The following is a 23,680-nucleotide window of genomic DNA, read 5'->3' as shown; positions in this document are numbered from 1 at the left end:
TTTTCAGCCGCGCGCGCAGTGCGGCAAGCGCGTTGTGCCGACAATAGCGAGCGCAGGCGACGGCCTCCGGCCAAGCGCGGCCAGGCGTGCGCACTCGGGGCAGGACGCTGGGAAAAAGACGCAGCGGCGCATCCTGCCCAGCGCTTGCGTCCGTTCGCGCCCGGGCTTGCGCGATGGCGCGGCGCAAGACGTGAGACGCGGCTGATTTATCATGGCCGGACGCTTTCGGAGAGATGCCAGCTTGATGCGCAAGATCGTGCACGTGGACATGGATGCGTTCTACGCGTCCGTGGAGCAACGTGACGACCCATCGCTGCGCGGCAAGCCGGTGGTGGTGGCCTGGCGCGGTGCGCGCTCGGTGGTGTGCGCGGCCTCGTACGAAGCGCGCACCTATGGCATTCGTTCGGCCATGCCGGCGCTGCGCGCCGAACGCCTGTGTCCGGATGCGGTGTTCGTGCCGCCGGATTTTGCACGCTACAAGGCGGTGTCGCGGCAGGTGCGCGAGATCTTTCATCGCCACACCGACCTGGTCGAGCCGCTGTCCCTGGACGAAGCCTATCTGGATGTCACGCAGGCCAAGACCGGCATGCAACTGGCCACCGAAATCGCGCAGCTGATCCGCAGCCAGATCCGCGAGGAAACCCGGCTCACCGCATCGGCCGGCATCGCACCGAACAAGTTCCTGGCCAAGATCGCCTCGGACTGGCGCAAGCCCGATGGGCAGTTCGTCATCGCACCCAGTCGCGTGGATGCCTTCCTGCTGCCGCTGCCGGTCAACCGCATTCCCGGCGTGGGCAAGGTGATGGATGGCAAGCTGGCGGCGTTGGGCATCGTCACCGTGGCCGATCTGCGGCTGCGCCCCCTGGAAGAACTGCAGGCGCATTTCGGCAGCTTCGGGCAGAGCCTGTACCGGCGCGCGCGCGGCATCGACGAACGCCCGGTCGAGCCGGATCAGGAGGTGCAGTCGGTGTCCTCGGAAGATACCTTCAGCGAGGACATCGCACTGGAGGCACTGGATCCGCACATCCTGCGCCTGGCCGAGAAGACCTGGCTGGCCACGCGCCGCACCGAGCGGATCGGGCGCACCGTGGTGCTCAAGTTGAAGACTTCCAACTTTCGCATCCTGACCCGTTCCTACACGCCGGATCAGCCACCGGCCTCGCTGGAGGCATTGGCGGAGATCGCGCTGGCGCTGACCCGGCGCGTGGAGTTGCCCGACGACACGCGCTATCGCCTGGTCGGGGTGGGCTTGAGCGGTTTCAGCGACGCGGAAGCGGGCGCGGTACAGGGCGAGTTGTTCGGCGAGATGCCGCAGGCACAGTGAGTGCGCGTGGCACACCCGCGTTGCTGCGGGCGTGGCGTGCAGCGTGCAGCGATGACGGCAGCCACGCACGCATGCGCACCTGCATCGGCGCCTGCATCGAACATCTGAGGCGCGCCACGGTGACGCGTCCTGAATCCCGTCGCTCGTACACTGCAGGCCGCTCCCCCAACGAGACTGTGCGCATGTTTCCGTATCCGCTGGTGATCTTCGACCTGGATGGCACGCTGGTGGACAGCGCACCCAATATCGCCGAAGCGCTCAATGCCACCTTGCAGGAACTCGGGCTGCAGCAGTTCAGCGAGGCGACGATCCGCAGCTGGATCGGCGAAGGAGTGCACGTGCTGCTTGCCACCGCCCTGCGCGAAGCCGGCGGCACGCACGATGCCGATACCGAGATGCCGGTGATGATGCGTCACTACCAGGCCAGCCTGCTGCACAACCCGCAGCTCTATCCCGGTGTTGCCGAGGCATTGGCCGGCCTGCGCGAGGCTGGTGCCACGCTGGCGCTGTGCACCAACAAGCCCGCGCGCTTCATCGCGCCGCTGCTGGAGCATCTGGGCATCGCTGCGCAGTTCAGCAGCGTGCTCGGTGGCGATTCGCTGCCGCAGCGCAAACCCGATGCAGCGCCGCTGCTGCACCTGGCCAGCCAGTTCCGGCTTACCCCGCAGCAGTGCCTGATGGTCGGCGATTCGGCCACCGATGCGGCGGCGGCAAACGCCGCGGCAATGCCGCTGGCGATGGTGCGTTACGGCTATCTGCGCGGCTTCGATGTGCACAGCGCCGGCGCGGTGGCGATCATGGATGACATGCGCGAGCTGCTTGCCTTGAGGCAGGACGCGCAAGGGGATCGGCACCGGGTGTAGGCAGCGTCCAGCATGGCGTGCAGCAGCAATGCCGCGGTCGGCTTGCCGCCCTGGATCACTGTCGCAGGCATGAGACCGGCAGCGTAAGCCAGCCGGCACGCGCACCTGTCTGCAAACGGTGCGCAGCGCCTTGTCACAACGCGCCGCGCTGGTTCGGCCAGTGCCGCATGCCGCTCCGCTAGCGCGGTCGTTTCATTTGAGAATGAATCGCATCCGTGTAGAATGTGCGGACAATCTTGACTGCGTCAGCGCCTGGCAAGCACATCGCGTGCCTGCGGCACGCAGCTCCCCCACGTATCACCTCAAGCCGTCGCCAGAGGTCCATCTCCTGTCGAGAGGTTTGAGAATGTCCGCATCACGCCGGTCATGCAGGTCTGCGTCTGCACGCGGTCCCGTGGCGTCCCGCCGTCAGCTGGTGCTGGCCATTGCGCTTGGCTGTGGCAGCGCCGTCTGCAGCGCATCTGCCGAAGAGGTAGCGGCCGATCCGCAGTCGCTGGACACCGTGCACGTCACCGCCGCGCAGATCGCCCGCCAGGCGCTGGGCGCATCGGTGATCACCGCCGAAGACATCGAGCGGCGTCCGCCGGTCAACGATCTGTCGCAGTTGCTGCGCACCATGCCGGGCGTCAATCTCACCGGCAACAGTGCCTCCGGCCAGTACGGCAACAACCGCCAGATCGACCTGCGCGGCATGGGCCCGGAAAACACGCTGATTCTGGTCGATGGCAAGCCGGTGGGATCGCGCGATGCGGTGCGCATGGGCCGCAGCGGCGAGCGCAATACGCGCGGCGACACCAACTGGGTGCCGGCCGAGGCGGTGGAGCGCATCGAAGTGCTGCGCGGCCCGGCGGCGGCACGTTATGGCTCCGGTGCCTCCGGCGGCGTGGTCAACATCATCACCAAGAAGCCCACCGGCCATCTGACCGGCTCGATGAACCTGTTCGGCCTGGTGCCGCAGCACAGTGCCGAAGGCGGTGGCCAGCGGGCCGGCTTCCAGCTCAGCGGGCCGCTGAGCGACACGTTCTCGTTCCGCCTGTATGGAAACCTCAACAAGACCGATCCGGATTCGCTGGAGCTCAATCGCCGCTTTGCCAGCAGCGCCGCTGCGGTGCCGCCGGCCGGGCGCGAGGGTGTGCGCAACAAGGACATCAACGGCCTGCTGCGCTGGGATCCGGTCGAAGGCCAGGTGATCGAACTCGATGCCGGCTTCAGCCGCCAGGGCAATCTGTACGCCGGTGATCGTGCGGTCAGCGCCGACGGCCTGGCCGGTGCCGACCTGGGCGCACTGTTCGGCAGCGAAACCAACACCATGATCCGCCGCACCGCCTCGCTGACCCATCGCGGCACCTGGGCGCTCGGCACCTCGCGCCTCACCGCCGCCTATGAAGGCACCGACAATACCCGCCTCAATGAAGGCCTGGCCGGCGGCCCGGAAGGCTCCATTGCCGCCAGCCTGCTCAACTCCACCGCCACGCTCGACAATCTCAACATCGACGGCGAGTTCAACCTGCCGCTGCAGGCCTGGGCCGAGCAGGTGCTGACGCTGGGCTTCGAGCGCCGCCAGAGCCGCCTCAGCGATGCGTACTCGATGTCGCAGACGGTGAGTGCCGGCGGTGGTTTCCCCGGCCTTCCCAACGGGACGCGCAGCCCGCGCAGCGAGGCCACGCTCAGCGCGGTGTATCTGGAAGACAACATCTACGCCAGCGAGCGGCTGACGCTGACGCCGGGTGTGCGGCTGGATCACCACAGCCAGTTCGGCAACAACCTCAGCCCCAGCCTCAACGTGCAGTACAAGCTCAGCGACGACTGGTTGCTCAAGGGCGGCATCGCGCGCGCCTTCAAGGCGCCCAACCTGTACCAGTCCAACGCCAATTACCTGTACTACACGCGCGGCAATGGCTGCCCGGTGCTGTTCCCCAATCTCGGCTCGGGCTGCTATATCCAGGGCAACGACGATCTCGATCCGGAGACCAGCATCAACAAGGAAATCGGCCTCGAGTGGGCACCGCAGAGCGGTCACCATGCCTCGCTGACGTACTTCCACAATGCCTACGACGACAAGATCGTCGCCGGAATGGTGCCGGTCGGGGTCACGGTCGACCGGCGCGGGCAGGTGTTCCAGTGGACCAACGCATCGGAAGCGATCGTGCAGGGCGTGGAAGGCAATCTCACCCTGCCGCTGCTGGGCGAGCAGGGCCGCGTGTTGAAGTGGAATACCAATGTCACCTACATGATCGAGAACAAGAACACCGCGACCGATCAGCCGCTGTCGGTGATCCCGGAATACACGGTCAACACCACGCTGGATTGGCAACCGACCCAGGCGGTGTCGTTGCTACTCACCGGCACCTTCTACGGCAAGCAGGAGTCGGCCACGCAATCGAGCACCAGCGGCGGTGCCATCGCCCCCGACGCGCGCGACCCCTACGATCTGTGGGGCGTCAGCGCGCGTTACCGGATCACCCGCAAGGTCAGCGTGGGCGTCGGTGTGGACAACCTGTTCGACACCCGTCTGTTCCGCGAAGGCACCAACAACACCGGCGGCGCGGCGGGGGCGGCCACCTACAACGAACCGGGGCGCGCGTATTGGGCGAGCCTGAGTTTTGGTTTCTGACAGCAATGCGGCACCGCGCGCGAACGTGCGCGCCGCACGAGGAGAGCATGCAGTGACGCGACAGAATTCCTGGCGGCTAGCCTGTGCCGGCGTGCTGATGTGGATCGTCGGCACGGTGCCGGCTTTCGCACAGCCGGACCTGAGCCGCACGATCGGCAGCACTGTCGCCGATCGCCCCAGTGCCTCGTATGTCTTCAGCGCATTGCGCCTGGCTGCGGCCGATGGCCAACGCCATTACCGCGTGCGCATTGCCACCCCCAAAGCGGCGCCACCGGCGGCGGGATATCCGGTGGTGTATCTGCTGGATGGCAATGCGGCATTGATGGAACTGGATGAGCGCCTGCTCGACAGCCTGTCCACCCACGGCGATGCGCCGGTGCTGGTGTTCATCGCCGACGACAGCGCGTTGCGCATCGATGCGGTGGGGCGCAGCCTGGACTACACGCCCGCGCGCTACGGCGACGGGCGGGTGGAAACCGATCCGCTGAATCCGCAGCGCAGGACCGGCGGTGCGGCGGTATTCACGCAGCTGATCGCCACACGCATTCGCCCGCAGGTGGAAGCGCGCGTGGCGGTGGATCGTCAGCGGCAGACGCTCTGGGGCCATTCGTATGGCGGGCTGTTCGTGCTGCAGGTGTTGCTGACGCAGCCGCAGCTGTTCCAGCACTACGTCGCGGTCGATCCGTCGCTGTGGTGGGGCGATGGGTTTGCCGTGCAGCAGGCGCAGCGTGTGGTCGACCATGCACGGGAGCGTTCGGCGGGCACGCAGCCATCCAGGCGTCGGCTGACGCTGATGGCAGGCGAGGGCGCACCATCGGCGAACAACGCAAAACCGGATCGCCCGGGGCGGCCGCGCGCAGATCCACAGGCCGCACAACGTCTCGTTGCGCTGTTGTCGTCGTTACCCGGCCTCGCCGCCGACTATCAACCGCTGCCAGGCCTCAGCCATGGCCAGACGTTGGGCGCATCGCTTGCGCCAACGTTGCGGGATGCAGCGACGCGTCGATGACATCCCATCAAGCAGGCGTTCGAGGAGAACCCGCTCGACAAGCACGCTGCCGCGGATCGCAGTGTTGATGCCGCACGCATGCAGCGGTGACACCTCGGTGTAGACCCTCAGTCGTCGCGCGTTGCGCTCAGGTCCGCAGTGTCGTCGTCTGCTTGGCCCATCTCACCGTGCGTATCGTCGTTGTCGGCACGTGCGTAGTGCACGGTTTCCACCGGCCCGGCGACCGCGCGGCCACGCACCGGCAACAGCGCGCTGACCGCTTCGTATTCGGCCAGCAAGGCATGCCTGCGCGCTTCCGGCACGTCCTGCCAGTGGCAGTCGGTCAACGCACCTTCCAGCGAATACAGCAGGTTGAGGCTGGGCTTGAAGCCGGCCCGGCGCACCTTGACGAATGCGCCCACCGCGCCCACTGCCTGCAGGTCCTGCTGCGTGCGCAGGCCGACCTGGCGCAGCCACGCCGCACTTTTCGGGCCGATGTTGCGCAGCCGTTCGGTGGTCACGTCAGCGCGCCGACAAAGACCTGCGCGATGGCTTCCAGGCCGCGCTGGTCGTCGGCGTCGAAGCGATCCAGCTCCGGGCTGTCCAGATCCAGCACGCCGATCAGCGCATCGCCCTTGACCAGCGGGATCACCAGCTCCGAGCGCGAGGCCGAATCGCAGGCGATATGCCCGGGGAAGGCATCCACGTCGGCAATACGCTGGCTTTGCCGGGTACTGGCGGCCGCGCCGCACACGCCCTTGTCCAGCGGAATGCGCACGCAGGCCGGCAAGCCCTGGAATGGCCCCACCACCAGCTCGCGGCCGTCGTAGAAATAGAAGCCGGCCCAGTTGAGCGACGGCAGCGAATTGAAGACCAGCGCAGCCAGGTTGGCAGCATTGGCGATCCGGTCCGGCTCGCCGTGCACCAGTGCCTGGGCCTGGGCGGTGAGCTGGGCGTATTGTTCCGGCTTGCTGCCGGTCAGCGAAGAGGTGGCGAACATGGCCGAAGTTTAGCAGCGGCCGTCCGCAGCGGCATTGCGACTCAGCCGCGCGTTCGGATCCGCACGCTATGCTGCGCGCCCCCACGGCAACCGCGGCGCGGCCGCAGGAACACACGCATGCAGCTTCCGGCGTTGTATGTCACCGGCACCGACACCGGTATCGGCAAGACCATGGCCAGCACCGCGCTGCTGCACGCACTGCGCGCGCAGGGCCACACGGCGGTGGGCATGAAGCCGGTAGCCAGCGGTTGCGAGCACACGCCGCAGGGCTGGCGCAACGAGGACGCACTGGCGCTGCAGGCCGCCAGCGATCCGCGACCCGACTACGCCACCCTCAATCCCTACGCGTTGCCGGCACCGCTGGCACCGGAACTGGCCGCCGCCGACGTCGGCGTGACCCTGGCGCTGCAGCCGATCGCCCAGGCCTTCGCGCAATTGCGCACCCAGGCCGAGGTGGTGGTGGTGGAAGGGGTCGGCGGCTGGGCTGCGCCCTTGAGCGCCGAGCTGGATCAGGCCGACCTGGTCCGCGCGCTCACGCTGCCCGTGGTGCTGGTGGTCGGCATCCGGCTGGGCTGCATCAATCATGCGCGCCTGACCGCTGCGGCGATCGCCGCCGACGGGCTGGACTGCATCGGCTGGATCGCCAACGAGATCGACCCGCAGATGGAGCGCATCGAGGAGAACGTCGGCATGCTGCACCAGCGCCTGGCGATGCCGTGCTGGGGCCGGATCCGCTGGGCACCCGGTGCCGACGCCGCCCGCCAGGCGCAGGGGCTGCAGCTGCCAGCCTAGTTAAAGGCGGTCATAACGTGTTTTGCTGCTGCGGGAAGGTTCTTCATCGGCCCGGGCTGCGGCCTGCGTACGCGCGTCGCCGCTGACCGCGGCCGTGCGTTATCTCCTTGCGCCTGCACTTCCGGCGAGTGGGCGGTGTGCCGTCGTTCCCGTGCACCCGGCTCCGGTACGCTCGTTGCGGCGGCCCGCGGGCCGGTGCTGCATCGAAGACGCCCGCACGGCAAGCAATAAAAAAGCCCGACAGAGGGAGGGATCTGTCGGGCCGGATTGCATGGGGGGAGGGACCCATGCAAAGACGCTGAATGTTGGTGGCTGTTACTTGCGCCGGGTCTTGCCTGTCGCGCCGGCCTGTTCGCTGCCGGTGCCGAACTGCTGCGTTGCAAACTGTCCCAGCGCGCTGGACATCTTCAATCCCATCCCGACCACTTCCTGATTGGCCGAAGCCAGGCGTTCCAGGTTGTCGCGGGCCAGTTGCAGGCCTTTCGGCCAGAGCGTCTGGTAGGCACCCAGGTCGCGCGCCTGCGCAAATTCACCGAAGAACGTGGTGGTTGCGTTGACGTTCTGCTCCAGCGTGTCCAATGCCAACTGGTTGGCACGTGCTGCGACAGAGGCGAACTGACTGGTGAAGCTGTTTTCGAACTGCGCCGACATTGCGAACCCCTCGGGGAAAGCCGTGACCGTTTGTTGCGTTGCAGCATACGCGGATATTGCTGCAACGCAACACATTAGCTGAAATTTTCCGAAACGCGCTTAAAAGTGTCGTGGAATCAGTCAATTACCCCTGCCACAGAAACGACAAGGCCGCCCGGGAGGCGGCCTCGCGTCACACACTGCGCTGCGCGATCAGCCGCGGTAGCGGCAGCCGGAGGTGCAGGTTTCATGCACCACGATCTCGCTCAACTGCGGCAGCGCCGGCTTGAGCTGGTTCCAGATCCAGATCGCCAGCCGCTCGCTGGTCGGGTTTTCCAGCCCCTCGATGTCGTTGAGGTAATGGTGGTCCAGGCGGTCGTAGATTGGTTGGAAGGCGGCCTTGATGTCGCCGAAATCCATGATCCAGCCGGTCTCGGCGCCGGGTTCGCCGCTGACATGCAGCTCGACCCGGAACGAATGCCCGTGCAGGCGGGCGCACTTGTGGCCGGGCGGCACATTGGGAAGCCGGTGCGCGGCTTCGAGCGTAAAGACTTTGAAGATATCCATGGGTGCCATTGTAAGTGCGCCGGTGCCTGCCGGGCTGCCCCGGTCGCGGTGAAACGGCGCAGTGCCCTGCGTGGAATCGCAACAGGCGCCGGCCGCGTCGCCCCAAGCGCCGCACCGGTTAGATGCGTTCGGACCTGCGCCTACCGCTTCAGGCCGCCAGCGCGTGTCACCGCGCGTCATATCTCTATGCAGATCTGTAATTTTTGTTAATCGATTGCGCATGGCCCACTGCAACACCCCCCATTCATGGAGGCCGTGCGTGAAGCGCCCGATGCCTTATCTGCTGTCCGCTGCCGTTCTGTCCGCGCTGATTCCCCTCGCCCATGCCGATGACGCGACACCCGGCACGGGCAAGACCCTGGCCACCGTCAGCGTCACCGGCTCCAACATCAAGCGCACCGACAGCGAAGGCCCGAACCCGGTGCAGGTGATCGACCGCCAGCAGCTGGAGCAGTCCGGCAAGGTCACCGTGGCCGACGCGCTGCGCGCGATCTCGGCCAACACCGGCAACGCCACCAACGAAACCACCAACAACGGGTGGGCCTCCGGCTCGGCGGGCATCGGCCTGCGCGGGCTGTCGCAGAAGAACACGCTGGTGCTGCTCAACGGACGCCGGCTGGCCAACTATGGCTTTCCTGCCAATGGCCTGGGCGACACCTTCGTCAACCTCAATGCGCTGCCGCTGGTGGCGGTGGAACGCATCGAGGTGCTCAAGGACGGTGCCTCTGCCGTGTACGGCTCCGATGCGGTGGCCGGGGTGGTCAACATCATCACCCGGCAGGATTTCCAGGGTGCCGAGCTGGGCTTGAGCGGCGGCAGCTCCGATCAGGGCGGCATGGACACCCAGCGTGCCAAGTTCATCGGCGGCATCGGCGACCTGGACAGCGACGGCTACAACCTCCTTTTCAGTTTCGACGCCTACAACCGCGACCGGCTGGATCAGGACCAGCGCGCGCTGACCCGCTCGGGCATCTACACCGACCTGCCCGGCGGGCGCTGGAATGGCTGGTCGGCCAAGGGCGCGCGTTACCTGGTCGGTGGCCGCTCGGTGCCGATGCTGGATGCGCAAGGCAACTGCCCCGCCGGCACGGTATTGACCGCCAGCGCGCCGATCGACGGCCTGGCCGGCGAGACCTGCGGCTTCAACCAGGCGCCGTTCACCACGCTGATCCCCTCGACCAAGCGCTATCAGGCCTACACCAACGCCACCTTCCGGCTCAGCGATACCGTCGAAGCCTTCGGCGAGGCGCTCTACAGCGAGGTCAAGGGCGTGTCGATCTTCGGTTCCAGCCCGTACTTCACCCTGGAGGGCGGCCGCTTTGCGTTGAATGCCACCACCGGGCTGGCCGAGCCGGTGTCCAACCTGTTGCCGGCCTCCAGCCCGTACAACCCGTACGGCAGCGCGGTGCCGATCGAATACACCTTCTTCGACCTGGGCCAGACGGTCAAAACCAACCGCTCGCAGTCCTACCGTTTTCTCGGCGGCGTGCGCGGCAAGACCGAGCGCTGGGACTGGGAAGCGGCGGCGTTCGCCGCGCGCAGCACCGAGCATGAGACCGTCTCCGGCGGTTTCGCCAATCGCTTCACCCTGGCGCAGGCGCTGGCCGACGGCAGCTACAACCTGCTCGATCCAGCGGCCACGCCGCAGTCGGTGATCGACGGCATCAACCTCAGCACGCTGCGCCCGGCGCAATCGACGCTGCGCGGCGTCGATGCCAAGGTGTCCGGCAACCTGTTCGAGCTGCCGGCCGGCAGCGTCGGATTCGCCGCCGGTGCCGAATGGCGGCAGGAAGAGCTGGTCTCGCGCAATCCCTGGCAGATCGACCAGGGCCTGCAGATCCGCCCCGCAATCGCCGCGGTGGATGGCGAGCGCAGGGTGTCGGCGTTGTATGCCGAGGTCAACCTGCCGCTGTTGCGGTCGCTGGAACTGCAACTGGCAGGGCGCGGCGATCGCTACAGCGATTTCGGCGAGGCGTTTTCGCCCAAGGCCAGCCTGCGCTGGCAACCGCTCGATACGTTGCTGGTACGCGCGGCCGCCTCGCGCGGCTTTCGCGCACCATCGTTGTCGGAGAATGCAGCCAGCACCAATATCTCCTATGGCTCGGTGGTCGATCCGTTCGATCCGGACGTGCCGGGCTCGCGCCAGAACCCGACCTTTTTCACCGTCGGCAACACCGCGCTCGAACCCGAGCGCACGCGCAGCTACAACTTCGGTGTGGTGCTGTCGCCGTGGGCCGATACCAGCCTGAGCGTGGACTGGTACAAGATCGACCTGGAGAATCTGGTCGGCACCGGCAACAACGCCACCATCGTGCAGAACAACGACCCGGCTGACGTCATCCGCGATGCGCGTGGCACGCTGGTGGCGGTCTACAACCGTTATCAAAACCTCAGCGAGCTGACGACCTCCGGTCTCGATGTCGAATTACGCCAGCGCTGGCGCACCGAAGCGGCCGGCAACTTTGGCCTCAACACCGCCTATACCCACGTGCGCGATTACCGTCGCCCCACCGTGGTCGGTGGCCCTTTGCAGGATTACGCCGGCAGCAATCTCGGCCCGTCGCTGCCGCGCAACAAGGCGACCACCACGCTGGACTGGAACCTGGGCACCCTCAGCGCCGCACTGACCTGGTACTACACCGGTGGCTACGACCAGAAGGCCAGCGCGGCGGCCAGCGCCGTGCAGTCGCGCGTAGGCGACTACAACCAGTTCGACCTGTATCTGGGGTACACCGGGATCGACAAGCTCACCCTGTATGCCAAGGTCGAGAACCTGGCCGACAAGCAGCCGCCGGTCGATGCCTCGTTCCCGGGCATTCGCGCGCCTTACGACTTCACCCAGTACGACCTGCGTGGGCGCTATTTCACCGTCGGCCTGGATTACCGATTCTGATCGGCATACGTACGGCGCTTGTGCGCGAGGTGGGAGTGCCGGTCAGGCCCCATCGCGCGCAAGCGTGCTCCTGCACACTAGCCGCAGCTAGGTTCGCGACCGCAGCCGTGCAATGGTGGCTCTGCCTGCCACCGCTCTGAACCACTGCAGCGCCATTGGCCCTGAACACTTTCAAGGAATCACGATGACCTCTTCGCAGCACGCCTGGCTACTCGCCCTGGCACTCGTCGCGCCTGCCCTGGCGGCGCAACCTGCAGCACAACCCGTCGCGCTGCCGGGTTACGACACCGCCGCCGCACAGGCGCAACGCGCGCTCGAAGCGCGTTTCGATAGCGGCTTGCAGGACGCCGATTATCGCGGCTGGTTGAAGCAATGGGCGTCGGCGCCGAACCATGTGGGCGCGCCGCATAACCTGGAAAATGCGCGCGATCTGCAAAACCGCCTGCGCGGCTACGGTTGGGATGCACGCATCGAAACCTTCGAGGTGCTGTGGCCCTCGCCCAGGACCTCGCAGCTGGAATTGCTCGGTGCCAAACCGTATGTCGCGCGTCTGAAGGAGCCGCCGCTGCCAGGCGACAGCACCTCCACCCAAACCGAGAACGTCTTGCCGCCCTACGTCATCTACGGCGGCAACGGCGATGTCACCGGCGATCTGGTCTACGTCAATTACGGCATCGCCGAAGACTACGAAGCGCTGGCACGCAACGGCGTGGATGTGCGCGGCAAGATCGTCATCGCCCGCTACGGCAAGGGCTGGCGCGGGCTCAAGCCGCGCCTGGCGCAGGAGCATGGCGCGATCGGCGCGATCATCTATTCCGATCCGCGCGACGATGGGTATTTCCAGGATCGGGCGTATCCGGATGGCCCGGCGCGCAATCAGTGGAGCGTGCAACGCGGCTCGGTCGCCAATTTCGCGATCTATCCCGGCGACCCGCTCACCCCGGGCGTCGGCGCCAGCAAGGGCGCCAAACGCCTGAAGATCGACCAGGCCGGCAGCGTGTTGAAGATCCCGACCCTGCCGATCAGCTGGGGCGACGCGCAACCCTTGCTGGCCGCCCTGGGCGGGCCGGTGGCACCGGAGGACTGGCGCGGCGCGCTGCCGATCACCTACCGCATCGGCGGCGACGACAGCGCGCGCGTGCATCTGAAGGTCGATGCGGACTGGGGCAGAAAGACCATCTACAACGTCATCGCCACCCTGCGTGGCAGCGAATATCCGGACCAGTGGGTGGTGCGCGGCAATCACCGCGACGGCTGGGTATTCGGTGCGGCCGATCCACTCTCGGGGACCACCGCCTTGCTGGCCGAAGCCAAGGCGATCGGCGAGCTGGCCAGGCAGGGCCAGCGCCCCAAGCGCACGCTCGTCTATGCCAGTTGGGATGGCGAGGAGGCCGGCCTGCTCGGCTCCACCGAATGGGCCGAACAGCACGCCGACGAACTGCGCCGCAAGGCGGTGCTGTACGTCAACACCGACGGCAACGGACGCGGCTTTCTCAATGCCGGCGGCAGCCACGCGCTGCAGCGGCTGGTCAACGGCGTGGCGGCGGATCTGCGCGACCCCGACAGCGGCGTGAGCGTGCTCGAACGGCAACGCGCCCGTGCGCGTATCGACGCGCTGGCGCCCACCGCCAAGCCGGCGCAGAAGGACATCGCCAGGCAGCTCGCAGCCGGCGGCGACGTGCCGCTGAAGGCGCTCGGCTCGGGCAGCGACTACAGCCCGTTCCTGCAGCATCTGGGGCTGGCCACGCTGGACCTGGGCTATGGCGGGCAGGGCGGCGGCAGCGGCGTCTATCACTCGCTGTACGACTCCTACGATTACTTTGCACGCTACATCGATCCGAATTTCAGCTATCTGCCGCTGTTGTCGCAGACGGTCGGCCGCACGGTGCTGCGCGTGGCCAACGCGCCGGTGTTGCCGCAACGCTTCGGCGACTTCGCCGACGCGGTGGCCGGCTACGCGCAGGAGCTCAAGCAGCAGGCCGACAGCGATCGCACTGCCGCACGCACCCAGGCCGAGTTGCTGCAGGCCGGCGCCTATGCGGCCGTCGATCACCCGAACCGGCCGCAACGCGCCCCCGAGCCGAAAGCCGCGGTGCCGCAGATCGACTTCGCCGCGCTGGACCAGGCCATCGCGCGATTGCAGGCCAGTGCCAAGCGCTATGACGATGCGCTGGCATCGCGCGGCGGCGCACTGGATGCAGGCGTGCGCGGCAAGCTCAATGCCTCGCTGCAGCGCATCGACCAGACCCTGCTGGCCGAAGGCGGTTTGCCGGGCCGGCCGTGGTACCGCAATCTGATCTACGCACCGGGCCTGGCCACCGGCTACGAGGTCAAGACCCTGCCGGGCATCCGCGAAGCGCTGGAAGACCGGCGCTGGGGCGATCTGAGCGCCTACATCGTGCAGACTGCCGCGGTGCTGGATCGGTATCGCGAGGCGATCGATCGCAATACCGCATTGATCGAAGGCTAGGCAGCAGGACGCCGGCGGCAGGGCAGGGGCGTCTGTGTGGGAGCACGCTGCGTCGCACCTCTTGGAACGCGCCGGTAGCGGTACATCCACATCGCCCAGCGTGCACCCACAAAAAAGCCGCCCCGAAGGGCGGCTTTTTTTATCGCTTCATGCATCAGCGCCGATCACACCGGCGCGCGGGATTCAGCGCGTGCCACTCGGGCGCTGGCCGCCACGGCCGCTGTCGCGACGGCCTGCACCGGCACCCGCGCCCGCACCGGCCTGACGCGGACCGCTGCTGCGCTGGCCACCGGGCTTCTTCGGGCCGGCATGCGCATGCGCCTGACGCGGTGCATCGCCATGCGGACGACGGGCGTGGCTCTTGCGCGGCGCGCGATCGCCACCCGGCTGCTCGGCACGCCCCGGCGCGCTGTTGCCCCAGCGGATCGGGGTCTGCGGCTCGTAGCCCGGCACGTCGCGGATTTCCACGTCGCGGCCCAGCATGCGCACGATCTGGCGCAGCAGCTTGGCTTCGTCCTGCGCCACCAGCGAGATCGCCTCGCCGGTGGAGCCGTTACGGCCGGTGCGGCCGATGCGGTGCACGTAATCCTCGGCCACCATCGGCAGGTCGTAGTTGATGACCTTGGGCAGCTGGTCGATGTCGATGCCGCGCGCGGCGATATCGGTGGCCACCAGCACGGTCACGCGGCCGGCCTTGAAGTCGCTCAGCGCACGCATGCGCTGACCCTGGCTCTTGTTGCCGTGGATCGCCGCGGTCTTGATGCCGGACTTTTCCAGGAACAGCGCCAGCTTGTCGCTGCCATGCTTGGTGCGGGCGAACACCAGGGTCTGCTCGCGGCTGTCCTGCGCCAGCAGGTGCAGCAGCAGGTCGCGCTTGCGCGCGCCATCGACCGGGTGCACGCGGTGGGTGATGCTCTCGGCCACGGTGTTGCTCGGGGTGACCTGGATCTGCATCGGGTTGCGCATGAACTCCAGCGCCAGCTGCTTGATGTTCTCTTCGAAGGTGGCCGAGAACAGCAGGGTCTGGCGGTTCTGGCGCGGCAGCTTGGTCAGGATGCGCTTGATCGACGGCAGGAAGCCCATGTCGAGCATGCGATCGGCTTCGTCCAGGATCAGCACTTCGATGCCGGACAGGTCCACGCTGCGACGCTCGATATGGTCGATCAGCCGGCCGGGGCAGGCGATCAGCAGGTCCACGCCACGACGCAGCGTATCGAGCTGGTTGCCCATGCCCACGCCGCCGTAGATCACCGCGCTCGGGATGCGCAGGTACTTGCTGTAGCCGCGCAGGCTGTCGTGCACCTGGGTGGCCAGCTCGCGGGTCGGGGTCAGGATCAGTGCGCGCGGCTTGCGCGGGCCGTTGACCGGCTGCGGGCTGGTGCCCAGGTGCTGCAGCAGCGGCAGGCCGAACGCGGCGGTCTTGCCGGTACCGGTCTGTGCGCCGGCCAGCAGGTCGTGGCCTGCCAGCACCAGCGGGATCGCCTGCTGCTGGATCGCGGTGGGGGTTTCGTAGCCCTGCTCGGCCAACGCGCGCAGCAGGAAGGGCGCCAGGCCCAGGGATTCAAAAGACATCAGGAAGCTCCAAGTAAAGCGTCGCCACCAGGACAGGCCCGGAGCACGAACGCATTGCAGATGCAAAAAAGTGAGGCTCGGAGCGTTCCCGTGAACCGCGCTGCGAGATGGTGGAACAACCCAATCAAGAAGCGATGGGTTTGTCGGCACCACGAAAGGCGTCGGGTGGGGCGGGCGAGCGGATCGATCGATCCTGGCCTCGCCGGCTGTCCCTAAGGGAAACGGACGGCCGCATGCAGACCGGGCCAGTGTACGCCCGTTTGGCGCGCTGCACAAAAGGCGAGTTCAACGGTTGGGCTACGGGTCAGTTGTTTCAGTTGCAACCACTGTTGCGGCAGGCCGTACAATCGACCGATCAGCCACAGCACAGGACGGTCATGAAGCTAGGTTCCCTGAAGGAAGGCGGCCGCGATGGCAGCCTGATCGTGGTCGCGCGCGACCTGCGCACCGCGGTCCGCGCCACCGGCATCGCGCCCACGCTGCAGCGCGCGCTGGAAGACTGGAGCAATGTCGCGCCACGCCTGAATGCCTTGTCGGCCTCGCTCAACGAGGGCAGCGCCGATGGCGTGTTCGACCTGGATCTGCAGGCGCTGGCCGCACCGTTGCCGCGCGCCTACGAATTCGTCGATGGCAGCGCCTACCTGCCGCACGTGGAACGCGTGCGCCGCGCACGCAACGCCGAGGTGCCGGAAAGCTTCTACACCGACCCGCTGATGTACCAGGCCACCAGCGCCGGGTTCTACGGCCCGCGCGATGCGATCAAGGTGATCAGCGAAGACCACGGCATCGATCTGGAAGCCGAAATCGTGGTGATCACCGACGATGTGCCGATGGGCGCCTCGCCCGAGCAGGCCGCCGCGCATATCCAGCTGGTTGGCCTGGTCAACGACGTGTCGCTGCGCAACCTGATCCCGGCCGAGCTCGCCAAGGGCTTTGGCTTTCTGCAATCCAAGCCGCGCTCGGCGCTGTCGCCGGTGTTCGTCACCGTCGATGAGCTGGACGAGGCCTGGCGCGAGAACAAGGTGCATCTGCCGCTGGTCACCCACGTCAATGGTGCCTGGTTCGGTGCGCCGGAGGCCGGCAACGACATGCAGTTCGACTTCGCCCAGCTGATCGCCCACGCGGCCAGGACCCGGCCGCTGTCGGCCGGCACGATCGTGGGTTCCGGCACCATTGCCAACCAGGACACCACGCTGGGCGCCTCGTGCTTTGCCGAACAGCGCGTGGTGGAAACCCTGCGCGACGGTGCGCCGAGCACGCCGTTCCTGTCCGTCGGCGACGTGGTGCGGATCGAGATGTTCACCGCCGATGGCGCCAGCATCTTCGGGGCGATCGAGCAGCGCGTCGAACGTCAGCCGCTGCCATGACGGCGGCGCGGGCGCCGGCACAACAGCGCATGCGGGGCCGGGCATGAGTGCGCCACTGGAACTGTTTTCGTACTGGCGCTCCAGCGCCGCGTACCGCGTGCGCATCGGGCTGCAGCTGAAGGCGCTGGCCTACCTCGCGCATCCGGTGCATCTGGTGCGCGATGGCGGCGAGCAACATGCCCCGGCCTATGCGCAGCTCAACCCGCAGGAACTGGTGCCGACGCTGCGGCACGGCGACGTGGTGATCGCGCAGTCGCTGGCGATCCTGGAGTATCTGGATGAGGCGTTCGCGGACACCATGGCCTTGCTGCCGGCTGCGCCGGCCGAGCGCGCCCGCGTGCGCGCGCTGGCGCAGCTCATCGCCTGCGATGTGCATCCGCTCAACAATCTGCGCGTGACCCAGCTGCTGGAGCGCGAGTTCGCGCTGGACGTCGCGCAACGTCAGCGCTGGACCCGGCACTGGATGCAGCGTGGGTTCGCCGCACTGGAAACGCAACTGGCGCGCGATGCGCACACCGGGCGCTTCTGCCATGGCAAGACGCCAGGCCTGGCCGATTGCGTGTTGATTCCGCAGCTGTACAACGCGCATCGCTTCGAGGTCGATCTGGCGCCGTATCCGACCTTGCAACGCATCGAGCAGGCCTGCCTGGCGCTGCCGGCCTTCGATGCGGCACGGCCGGAAATGCAGGTGGATGCGGTGGTGTGAGGGCAGGGTATCGAGCCCTCATCCGCCCTGCGGGCACCTTCTCCCGCCGNAGCGTGGGTTCGCCGCACTGGAAAAGCAACTGGCGCGCGATGCGCACACCGGGCGCTTCTGCCATGGCAAGACGCCAGGCCTGGCCGATTGCGTGTTGATTCAGCAGCTGTACAACGCGCATCGCTTCGAGGTCGATCTGGCGCCGTATCCGACCTTGCAACGAATCGAGCAGGCCTGCCTGGCGCTGCCGGCCTTCGATGCGGCACGGCCGGAAATGCAGGTGGATGCGGTGGTGTGAGGGCAGGGTATCGAGCCCTCATCCGCCCTGCGGGCACCTTCTCCCGCCGGGCGGGAGAAGGGTGTGCCGGGACCCCGATGCGCTAGTGGTCGGCCAGGTACTTCCGGAACTGGCTTTCCGCTGGCGTATCAAGGCCCTCATCCGCCCAGCACACCCTTCTCCCGCCGTGCGGGAGAAGGGTGTGCTGGGACGCCGACGCGCTAGCGGCCGGCTGGGGACTTTCGGAACTGGCTTTCCGCTGGCGCATCAGGGNCCTTCTCCCGCCGTGCGGGAGAAGGGTGTGCTGGGACGCCGACGCGCTAGCGGCCGGCTGGGGACTTTCGGAACTGGCTTTCCGCTGGCGCATCAGGGCCCTCATCCGCCCTGCGGGCACCTTCTCCCGCCGTGCGGGAGAAGGGTGTGCCGGGACGCCGACGCGCTAGCGGCCGGCCGGGGACTTTCGGGAGCTGGCTTTCCGCTGGCTACTCCGGGCGAATGGCTCGCCGCTTTGCGCGACCGCCGATCCTGGTGTCGCCATCAATGAAGCGGAAAGGCCCGCAACGCCGGTCAATGTGCCTTGGGGAGCGCCGGGAGGCTTTGGAGAAACGCAGGCGATGCGCTCTGGACAAGGCGATAGCACTGGAAAAAAACACCGCGTCCGCAGTGGCGCTACCCCTGGGCCGTACGGACGCTCGTGTTGCCGACGTCTTTCTCCTTCTCCCGCGAGCGGGAGAAGGTGGCGCGCAGCGCCGGATGAGGGTGCTTGCGGCAGCGCCGGCACGCCGCAAAACCCCGGCGCAGGCAGCCACGATCCATCAGTGCCGCCGCATGCCGCGTCGCACCACCGAACCCGTCAGATAAAACCGTGGCTGATCTTCGGTGCAGCTGCCGTTTCGTAATCCGCGTACGGGTCGTGCTCGCCGGAGCCGCCCTCGGACAGGCGGAACTTCAGCGCCAGCCCGTCGCGCGAGTCGGCTGCGCGCAGCGCTTCCTCCTGCTCGATTTCACCGGACTTGACCATGCGGAACAGGCATTGGTCGAAGGTCTGCATGCCTTCTTCCAGCGATTCTTCCATCGCCTGCTTGACCTCGTGGACCTGGCCGCGCCGCAGCAGGTCGCGGATCATCGGCGTGTTGAGCAGCACCTCGGTCGCCGGCCGGCGGCGTCCGTCCACGCCCTTGACCAGACGCAGCGACACCACGGCGCGCAGGTTCAGCGCCAGGTTCATCAGCACGTTCTTGTGCGCGCTCTCGGGGAAGAAATTGAGGATGCGCTCGATGGTCTGGTCGGCATTGTTGGAGTGCAGCGTCGCCAGGCACAGGTGGCCGGTCTCGGCGAAGGCGATCGCCGCCTCCATGGTCCCGGCATCCAGGATCTCGCCGATCAGGATCACGTCCGGCGCCTCGCGCATCGCGTTCTTCAGCGCACTCTGGAAGGCATGCGTGTCCAGGCCCACCTCGCGCTGGTTCACGATCGACATCTTGTGCTTGTGCAGGTACTCGATCGGGTCCTCGATGGTGAGGATGTGCCCGGTGGTGGTGCTGTTGCGGTGGTCGATCATCGAGGCCAGCGAGGTCGACTTGCCCGAGCCGGTCGAGCCGACCACCAACACCAGCCCGCGCGGGGTCATGATGACGTCCTTGAGCACCTGCGGCAGGTTCAGCTCCTCGATGCTGGGAATGCGGCTGCGGATGGCGCGGATCACCATGCCCACCTCGCCACGCTGCTTGAACACGTTCACGCGGAAGCGGCCGGCGTCCTGCAGGGCGATGGCCATGTTGAGTTCCAGCTCGCGCTCGAACTGCGGTACCTGGCCTTCGTCCATCAACGAGTAGGCGATTTTCTTGACCATTCCCGGCGGCAACCCGGTATTGCCGAGCGGGTACAGCTTGCCTTCGATCTTGATGTACACCGGTGCGCCGGTGGTCAAGAACATGTCCGAGGCGTTCTTTTCGGTCATCAGCTTCAGGAAGTAGCCGATATCCATGCGCAATGGTTCCCCAACAAACGGCAGCGTCTCGTTGCAAGTCCGCCGCAGGCTTCCGACAATGGCCGTGCTCGAGACTTCTCGCTACGGCTCCCCTAATGACGGCTAGCTTCGCATACTTGCGGCGATCCCTGTATGGCATCGCCTGTTTCATGGTTCTTTCCTCTCCTGCTGCTGCCCAGGTGGCAGCGGAGCTCACCGCCGCCGAACAGGCCGTGCAACGCGCCACCCAGGCCGATGCCGACCAGTACGCCCCGGACCTGGTCAACCTGGCCCGCCAGGAACTGATGCAGGCCCAGCAGGCGCAACTCGACAAACGCCAGCGCAAGCAGGTGCCGCAGATCGCCTTGCGCGCAGCGGCCGACGCCGACCTGGCCAAGGCGCGCAGCGAAGAGGCGGTGGTCACCGCCCAGCTGGAACAACGCCGCAAGGAAGTGGCGCAGCTGCAGAACAGCCTCAACACCGGGGAGGCCGGCCGATGAAACTGCGCCCGCTTCTCTATCTCGGTGTGCTGAGCCTGACCGCGCTGCCGCCGCTGGCGATGGCCGCCAAGGACGACCCGCAGGCCGATGCGCTCAACCGGCGCCTGGCCGCGCTGCAGAACGACCCGCAGACCAACGACCTGGCCCGCTACGAGCGGCTGCAGGCCCAGCAGAGCGTGGCGGCGCTGGCCGAGGCCAAGCGCCGAGACCGCGACGAGCTGGTGTTTTTGGCCGACCGCCGGGTCGAAATCGCCGAACTCACTGCCCGCACCGCGCTGGCGCGGCGCGAGCTCGACCGCCTGGAAGGCACCCGCAACGACCTGCTGATCGAAGCCAGCCGCCGCGACGCCTCGCGCGCGCGCCAGGAGGCCGAGCGTCTGCGCGTGCAGGCGCAGATCCAGGCCGAGGAGGCCGAGCGCATGCGGCAGGCGGCCGAGCAGGAGACCCTGGCCCGCCAGGACGCCGAGCTGGCGCTGACCAGCGTGGCCGGCAAGCAGACCGCCAAGCTCAACGCGGCCCAGCAAAAGGCCGTGCAACTGGCGCACGAAGAAGCCGAGCTGGTGGCCGGGGCCAAGTTGCCCTCCGCCAGGTTCGACAGCCGCGGCGAAGTGTTTTCGCTGGGCAGTGGCGCGTTCGGTGGCAAGGCGGCGCTGTCCGGCGATGCCGCAGGGCAGGCCAAGGCGCTGGCCGAGTACCTGAACATCGGCAAGAAGGGCCGGGTCAGCATCGTCGGCTACGACAATGATGCGGCCACCGCCAAGAAGCGGGCCGAAGCGCTGCGCGATGCCCTGGTGGCGGCCGGCGTCGCCAGTGCGCGTCTGCAGGTCACTGGCACCAAGGCCGCCGCCAGCAAGACGCGCGCGGCCGAGGTGGTCGTCTCGCCGTAATGCAAGTGGTTGGAAGTTAAGGTCTTTTAACCCGGGCATGACGCCCGGTTGAACCGCGGTCACTGATTGGCCAAGGGAACGGCAAAAGCGGGCGTTCTGGTCTTGAACCCCCTCCGCGACCGGCGTAGGGTCGTACTCCCGGGCAGCACTCCGCTGCCTGGACGTACGGAGGGCCGGGCCAGTGACGCAAGGGCACGCATCAACGCAAGCGGGTGGACAGCGTGTCGGTTCCCCCAGTGCGCCTGCCATTGTGATCCGCGAGTCTTCCATCCCCAAGCAGCGCCCCGTGCCGCCCGCGGCCGGGGCGTTCTTGTTTTAAGTGAAGGAGGTAACGCCATGTTCGAAGGGCAACCGCAGACCGAAATCGACGCATTGGTCAAGTCCGATCCCGAGTTCAAGCAGCTGTACCAACGCCACAAGCTCTTGAACAAGAAATGCATGGATGCCGAACTCGGGGTGCTCCCCATCGACGACGTGACCTTGGGCCAGATGAAGCGCGAGAAGCTGCAGGCGAAAGAGAAGCTCACCCGGATGTACGACCAGCTCACCCACTGATCCTTCCCCACCGTTAGAACAAGTTCACCGTCGCGGGCGGTGGCGGCCTCCTCGTCGGCTTGCCACCGTCCGCGTCTTTATTTGCGCAATCTGCGGGTCGCACGGCGGGCGAGATGGCGCAAACGCCCGCCTGGCGGCTACGTGGCCGGGCCGTCAGCGAGCGCTGCGACGCTTGTCGAGTCCGCCTGTTCGCGAGCCGGCGCGATCGGTTCCAGTCTGAATGAGCATTCGCCAGTGGTTCGTCGGATAATGGGCGACCAAGCCCCGCGCGACGCAGTGACGATATTCCGATGGCGATCCATTCCTCCGTACTCGAACTGATCGGCAACACGCCGATCGTCAAGGCACAGCACCTGGACACCGGCGTCTGCGAGCTGTTCCTCAAGCTGGAGGCGGCCAACCCCGGCGGATCGATCAAGGACCGCATCGGCCTGTCGATGATCGAAGCGGCCGAACAGCGCGGCGACCTCGCCCCCGGCGCGACCCTGGTCGAAGGCACCGCCGGCAACACCGGCCTGGGTCTGGCGCTGGTCGCCCAGCAGAAGGGCTACACGCTGATCCTGGTGGTGCCGGACAAGATGAGCCGGGAGAAGATCTTCAACCTCAAGGCCATGGGCGCCCAGGTGGTGCTGACCCGGTCGGACGTGGCCAAGGGCCATCCCGAGTACTACCAGGACCTGGCCGCCAAGATCGCCGCCGAGACCCCGGGCGCCTACTTCATCAACCAGTTCGGCAACCCGGACAACCCGGCCGCGCACGAATTCGGCACCGGCCCGGAAATCCTTGCGCAGATGGACGGCAAGCTGGACGCGATCGTTTTCGGCTGCGGCAGCTCCGGCACCATGACCGGCCTGTCGCGCGCGTTCGCCACCGCCTCGCCGCACACCGAGCTGGTGCTGGCCGACCCGGTCGGCTCGATCCTGACCCAGTACATCGAAGAGGGCACGGTCAGCGAAAAATCCGGCAGCTGGCTGGTCGAAGGCATCGGCGAGGACTTCCTGCCGGACATCTCCGACTTCTCGCGGGTCAAAAAGGCCTATTCGATCACCGACGCGGAAAGCTTCCACACCGCGCGCGAGCTGCTGGCCAGGGAGGGCATCCTGGGCGGCTCGTCCACCGGCACCCTGCTGGCCGCCGCGCTGAAGTACTGCCGCGAGCAGACCACGCCCAAGCGCGTGCTGGTATTCGTCTGCGATACCGGCAACAAGTACCTGTCCAAGATGTACAACGACTACTGGATGCTGGACAACGGCTTCCTGGAGCGCCCGCAGCACGGCGACCTGCGCGACCTGATCCTGCGCCCGTACAACAAGCGCGACACCGTGGTGGTCGGTCCGAAGGACCTGCTGACCACTGCCTACCAGCGCATGAAGCTGTACGACGTATCGCAGCTGCCGGTCATCGATGACGGCGAGCTGGTCGGCATCGTCGACGAGAGCGACGTGTTGCTGCATGTGTACGGCGACGAGGCACGCTTCCGCGATCCGATCTCCACCGCCATGGTCAGCAAGCTCGATCGCCTGGATGTCGCCTCGCCGATCGAGGCGCTGCTGCCGGTGTTTGACCGCGGCCAGGTCGCCATCGTCATGGACGGCAACCAGTTCCTGGGCCTGATCACCCGCATCGACCTGCTCAACTACCTGCGCCGCCGCGTGCAGTGATCGCAGCTGGCCGCGCGCCCGGATGGGACGCGCGGCACCGGCCATTCAGACCTG

General features: G+C 67.0%; 19 protein-coding genes and 1 pseudogene. 14 read left to right on the top strand and 6 right to left on the bottom strand.

What is annotated here, in order from left to right; translation table 11 throughout:
* Positions 1-244: 244 nt before the first annotated feature.
* From dinB to C0541_RS17675, 4 genes are all read left to right on the top strand, one after another.
* Complete coding sequence (gene dinB, locus C0541_RS17690) at positions 245-1,324, top strand: DNA polymerase IV (RefSeq protein WP_115050566.1); 1,080 nt, start codon at positions 245-247, stop codon at positions 1,322-1,324.
* 182 nt (positions 1,325-1,506) lie between these two features.
* On the top strand, positions 1,507-2,187 hold the full coding sequence (locus C0541_RS17685; RefSeq protein WP_115051138.1) for a phosphoglycolate phosphatase: 681 nt from the start codon (positions 1,507-1,509) through the stop codon (positions 2,185-2,187).
* 346 nt (positions 2,188-2,533) lie between these two features.
* Positions 2,534-4,801: a TonB-dependent siderophore receptor gene (locus tag C0541_RS17680; RefSeq protein ID WP_115050564.1), complete on the top strand. Its 2,268-nt coding sequence runs from the start codon at positions 2,534-2,536 to the stop codon at positions 4,799-4,801.
* Between the two features lie 97 nt (positions 4,802-4,898).
* On the top strand, positions 4,899-5,810 hold the full coding sequence (locus tag C0541_RS17675) for an alpha/beta hydrolase (RefSeq protein WP_115050562.1): 912 nt from the start codon (positions 4,899-4,901) through the stop codon (positions 5,808-5,810).
* Between the two features lie 107 nt (positions 5,811-5,917).
* Here the strand turns inward: C0541_RS17675 and C0541_RS17670 are convergent, their stop codons facing one another.
* Together C0541_RS17670 and C0541_RS17665 are read right to left on the bottom strand one after the other, a co-directional pair.
* Positions 5,918-6,310 (bottom strand): TfoX/Sxy family protein, encoded by a 393-nt coding sequence (locus C0541_RS17670; RefSeq protein ID WP_115050560.1) that lies wholly within the window; start codon positions 6,308-6,310, stop codon positions 5,918-5,920.
* Entirely contained in the window at positions 6,307-6,789 is a 483-nt protein-coding gene (locus C0541_RS17665; protein ID WP_115050558.1) for a GAF domain-containing protein, read from the bottom strand. The genes C0541_RS17670 and C0541_RS17665 overlap by 4 nt, the downstream gene beginning before the upstream one ends.
* Before the next feature lie 117 nt (positions 6,790-6,906).
* Between C0541_RS17665 and bioD the strand changes: the two genes are divergently transcribed.
* Entirely contained in the window at positions 6,907-7,581 is a 675-nt protein-coding gene (gene bioD, locus C0541_RS17660; RefSeq protein WP_115050556.1) for a dethiobiotin synthase, read from the top strand.
* 315 nt (positions 7,582-7,896) lie between these two features.
* Here bioD and C0541_RS17655 read toward each other — a convergent pair whose 3' ends face one another.
* Both C0541_RS17655 and queD read right to left on the bottom strand, forming a co-directional pair.
* Entirely contained in the window at positions 7,897-8,232 is a 336-nt protein-coding gene (locus C0541_RS17655) for a phasin family protein (RefSeq protein ID WP_115050554.1), read from the bottom strand.
* A 192-nt stretch (positions 8,233-8,424) separates the two neighbouring features.
* Complete coding sequence (gene queD, locus C0541_RS17650; RefSeq protein WP_039529685.1) at positions 8,425-8,778, bottom strand: 6-carboxytetrahydropterin synthase QueD; 354 nt, start codon at positions 8,776-8,778, stop codon at positions 8,425-8,427.
* Positions 8,779-9,049: 271 nt separating this feature from the next.
* On the opposite strand from queD, the gene C0541_RS17645 reads away from it, so the two are divergent.
* Positions 9,050-11,671, top strand: coding sequence for a TonB-dependent receptor domain-containing protein (locus C0541_RS17645; RefSeq protein ID WP_115050552.1), 2,622 nt, complete (start codon positions 9,050-9,052; stop codon positions 11,669-11,671).
* Between the two features lie 184 nt (positions 11,672-11,855).
* Positions 11,856-14,141, top strand: a complete 2,286-nt coding sequence (locus C0541_RS17640; protein WP_115050550.1) for a transferrin receptor-like dimerization domain-containing protein — start codon at positions 11,856-11,858, stop codon at positions 14,139-14,141.
* Positions 14,142-14,324: 183 nt separating this feature from the next.
* On the opposite strand, the gene C0541_RS17635 is transcribed toward C0541_RS17640, so the two are convergent.
* Positions 14,325-15,713 carry a DEAD/DEAH box helicase gene (locus C0541_RS17635; RefSeq protein ID WP_115050549.1) on the bottom strand — a complete coding sequence of 463 codons (1,389 nt, stop codon included), beginning with the start codon at positions 15,711-15,713 and terminating at the stop codon, positions 14,325-14,327.
* Positions 15,714-16,021: 308 nt separating this feature from the next.
* Between C0541_RS17635 and C0541_RS17625 the strand changes: the two genes are divergently transcribed.
* The 3 genes and pseudogenes from C0541_RS17625 to C0541_RS17615 all read left to right on the top strand — a co-directional run.
* Positions 16,022-17,080, top strand: coding sequence for a fumarylacetoacetate hydrolase family protein (locus C0541_RS17625; RefSeq protein ID WP_193725960.1), 1,059 nt, complete (start codon positions 16,022-16,024; stop codon positions 17,078-17,080).
* 43 nt (positions 17,081-17,123) lie between these two features.
* The gene (gene maiA / locus C0541_RS17620; protein WP_115050545.1) at positions 17,124-17,786 is read left to right on the top strand and encodes a maleylacetoacetate isomerase; all 663 of its coding nucleotides are present in this window, start codon (positions 17,124-17,126) and stop codon (positions 17,784-17,786) included.
* Positions 17,787-17,838: 52 nt separating this feature from the next.
* Positions 17,839-18,075, top strand: a pseudogene (locus C0541_RS17615) (glutathione S-transferase C-terminal domain-containing protein); the annotation flags it as partial.
* An 832-nt stretch (positions 18,076-18,907) separates the two neighbouring features.
* Here C0541_RS17615 and C0541_RS17605 read toward each other — a convergent pair.
* Complete coding sequence (locus tag C0541_RS17605; RefSeq protein ID WP_115050541.1) at positions 18,908-20,041, bottom strand: PilT/PilU family type 4a pilus ATPase; 1,134 nt, start codon at positions 20,039-20,041, stop codon at positions 18,908-18,910.
* A 98-nt stretch (positions 20,042-20,139) separates the two neighbouring features.
* Here C0541_RS17605 and C0541_RS17600 point away from each other — a divergent pair, with 98 nt between their 5' ends.
* The 4 genes from C0541_RS17600 to C0541_RS17585 all read left to right on the top strand — a co-directional run bounded on the left by C0541_RS17600 (position 20,140) and on the right by C0541_RS17585 (position 23,626).
* Positions 20,140-20,523 (top strand): DUF4398 domain-containing protein, encoded by a 384-nt coding sequence (locus C0541_RS17600; RefSeq protein WP_115050539.1) that lies wholly within the window; start codon positions 20,140-20,142, stop codon positions 20,521-20,523.
* Positions 20,520-21,410, top strand: a complete 891-nt coding sequence (locus tag C0541_RS17595) for a hypothetical protein (protein WP_115050537.1) — start codon at positions 20,520-20,522, stop codon at positions 21,408-21,410. The genes C0541_RS17600 and C0541_RS17595 overlap by 4 nt, the downstream gene beginning before the upstream one ends.
* A 336-nt stretch (positions 21,411-21,746) precedes the next feature.
* On the top strand, positions 21,747-21,965 hold the full coding sequence (locus tag C0541_RS17590) for a YdcH family protein (protein WP_002814034.1): 219 nt from the start codon (positions 21,747-21,749) through the stop codon (positions 21,963-21,965).
* A gap of 290 nt (positions 21,966-22,255) precedes the next feature.
* Positions 22,256-23,626 (top strand): pyridoxal-phosphate dependent enzyme, encoded by a 1,371-nt coding sequence (locus tag C0541_RS17585; protein ID WP_115050535.1) that lies wholly within the window; start codon positions 22,256-22,258, stop codon positions 23,624-23,626.
* The last annotated feature ends 54 nt before the right edge of the window (positions 23,627-23,680 follow it).

The sequence above is a fragment of the Xanthomonas arboricola genome (assembly GCF_003353015.1).
GTDB classification, from domain to species: Bacteria; Pseudomonadota; Gammaproteobacteria; order Xanthomonadales; family Xanthomonadaceae; genus Xanthomonas; species Xanthomonas arboricola_E.
This window is presented reverse-complemented; position numbering and strand designations above follow the sequence as displayed.

Bases quoted from the DNA above. Each gene is read 5' to 3' on its own strand.
- C0541_RS17640 (WP_115050550.1), top strand. From the start codon at position 11,856: ATGACCTCTTCGCAGCACGCCTGGCTACTCGCCCTGGCACTCGTCGCG.
- C0541_RS17585 (WP_115050535.1), top strand. From the start codon at position 22,256: ATGGCGATCCATTCCTCCGTACTCGAACTGATCGGCAACACGCCGATC.
- C0541_RS17595 (WP_115050537.1), top strand. From the start codon at position 20,520: ATGAAACTGCGCCCGCTTCTCTATCTCGGTGTGCTGAGCCTGACCGCG.
- C0541_RS17645 (WP_115050552.1), top strand. From the start codon at position 9,050: ATGCCTTATCTGCTGTCCGCTGCCGTTCTGTCCGCGCTGATTCCCCTC.
- dinB (WP_115050566.1), top strand. From the start codon at position 245: ATGCGCAAGATCGTGCACGTGGACATGGATGCGTTCTACGCGTCCGTG.
- bioD (WP_115050556.1), top strand. From the start codon at position 6,907: ATGCAGCTTCCGGCGTTGTATGTCACCGGCACCGACACCGGTATCGGC.
- C0541_RS17665 (WP_115050558.1), bottom strand. From the start codon at position 6,789: ATGTTCGCCACCTCTTCGCTGACCGGCAGCAAGCCGGAACAATACGCC.
- C0541_RS17680 (WP_115050564.1), top strand. From the start codon at position 2,534: ATGTCCGCATCACGCCGGTCATGCAGGTCTGCGTCTGCACGCGGTCCC.
- C0541_RS17675 (WP_115050562.1), top strand. From the start codon at position 4,899: ATGTGGATCGTCGGCACGGTGCCGGCTTTCGCACAGCCGGACCTGAGC.
- maiA (WP_115050545.1), top strand. From the start codon at position 17,124: ATGAGTGCGCCACTGGAACTGTTTTCGTACTGGCGCTCCAGCGCCGCG.
- C0541_RS17605 (WP_115050541.1), bottom strand. From the start codon at position 20,041: ATGGATATCGGCTACTTCCTGAAGCTGATGACCGAAAAGAACGCCTCG.
- C0541_RS17685 (WP_115051138.1), top strand. From the start codon at position 1,507: ATGTTTCCGTATCCGCTGGTGATCTTCGACCTGGATGGCACGCTGGTG.
- queD (WP_039529685.1), bottom strand. From the start codon at position 8,778: ATGGATATCTTCAAAGTCTTTACGCTCGAAGCCGCGCACCGGCTTCCC.
- C0541_RS17600 (WP_115050539.1), top strand. From the start codon at position 20,140: ATGACGGCTAGCTTCGCATACTTGCGGCGATCCCTGTATGGCATCGCC.
- C0541_RS17635 (WP_115050549.1), bottom strand. From the start codon at position 15,713: ATGTCTTTTGAATCCCTGGGCCTGGCGCCCTTCCTGCTGCGCGCGTTG.
- C0541_RS17590 (WP_002814034.1), top strand. From the start codon at position 21,747: ATGTTCGAAGGGCAACCGCAGACCGAAATCGACGCATTGGTCAAGTCC.
- C0541_RS17655 (WP_115050554.1), bottom strand. From the start codon at position 8,232: ATGTCGGCGCAGTTCGAAAACAGCTTCACCAGTCAGTTCGCCTCTGTC.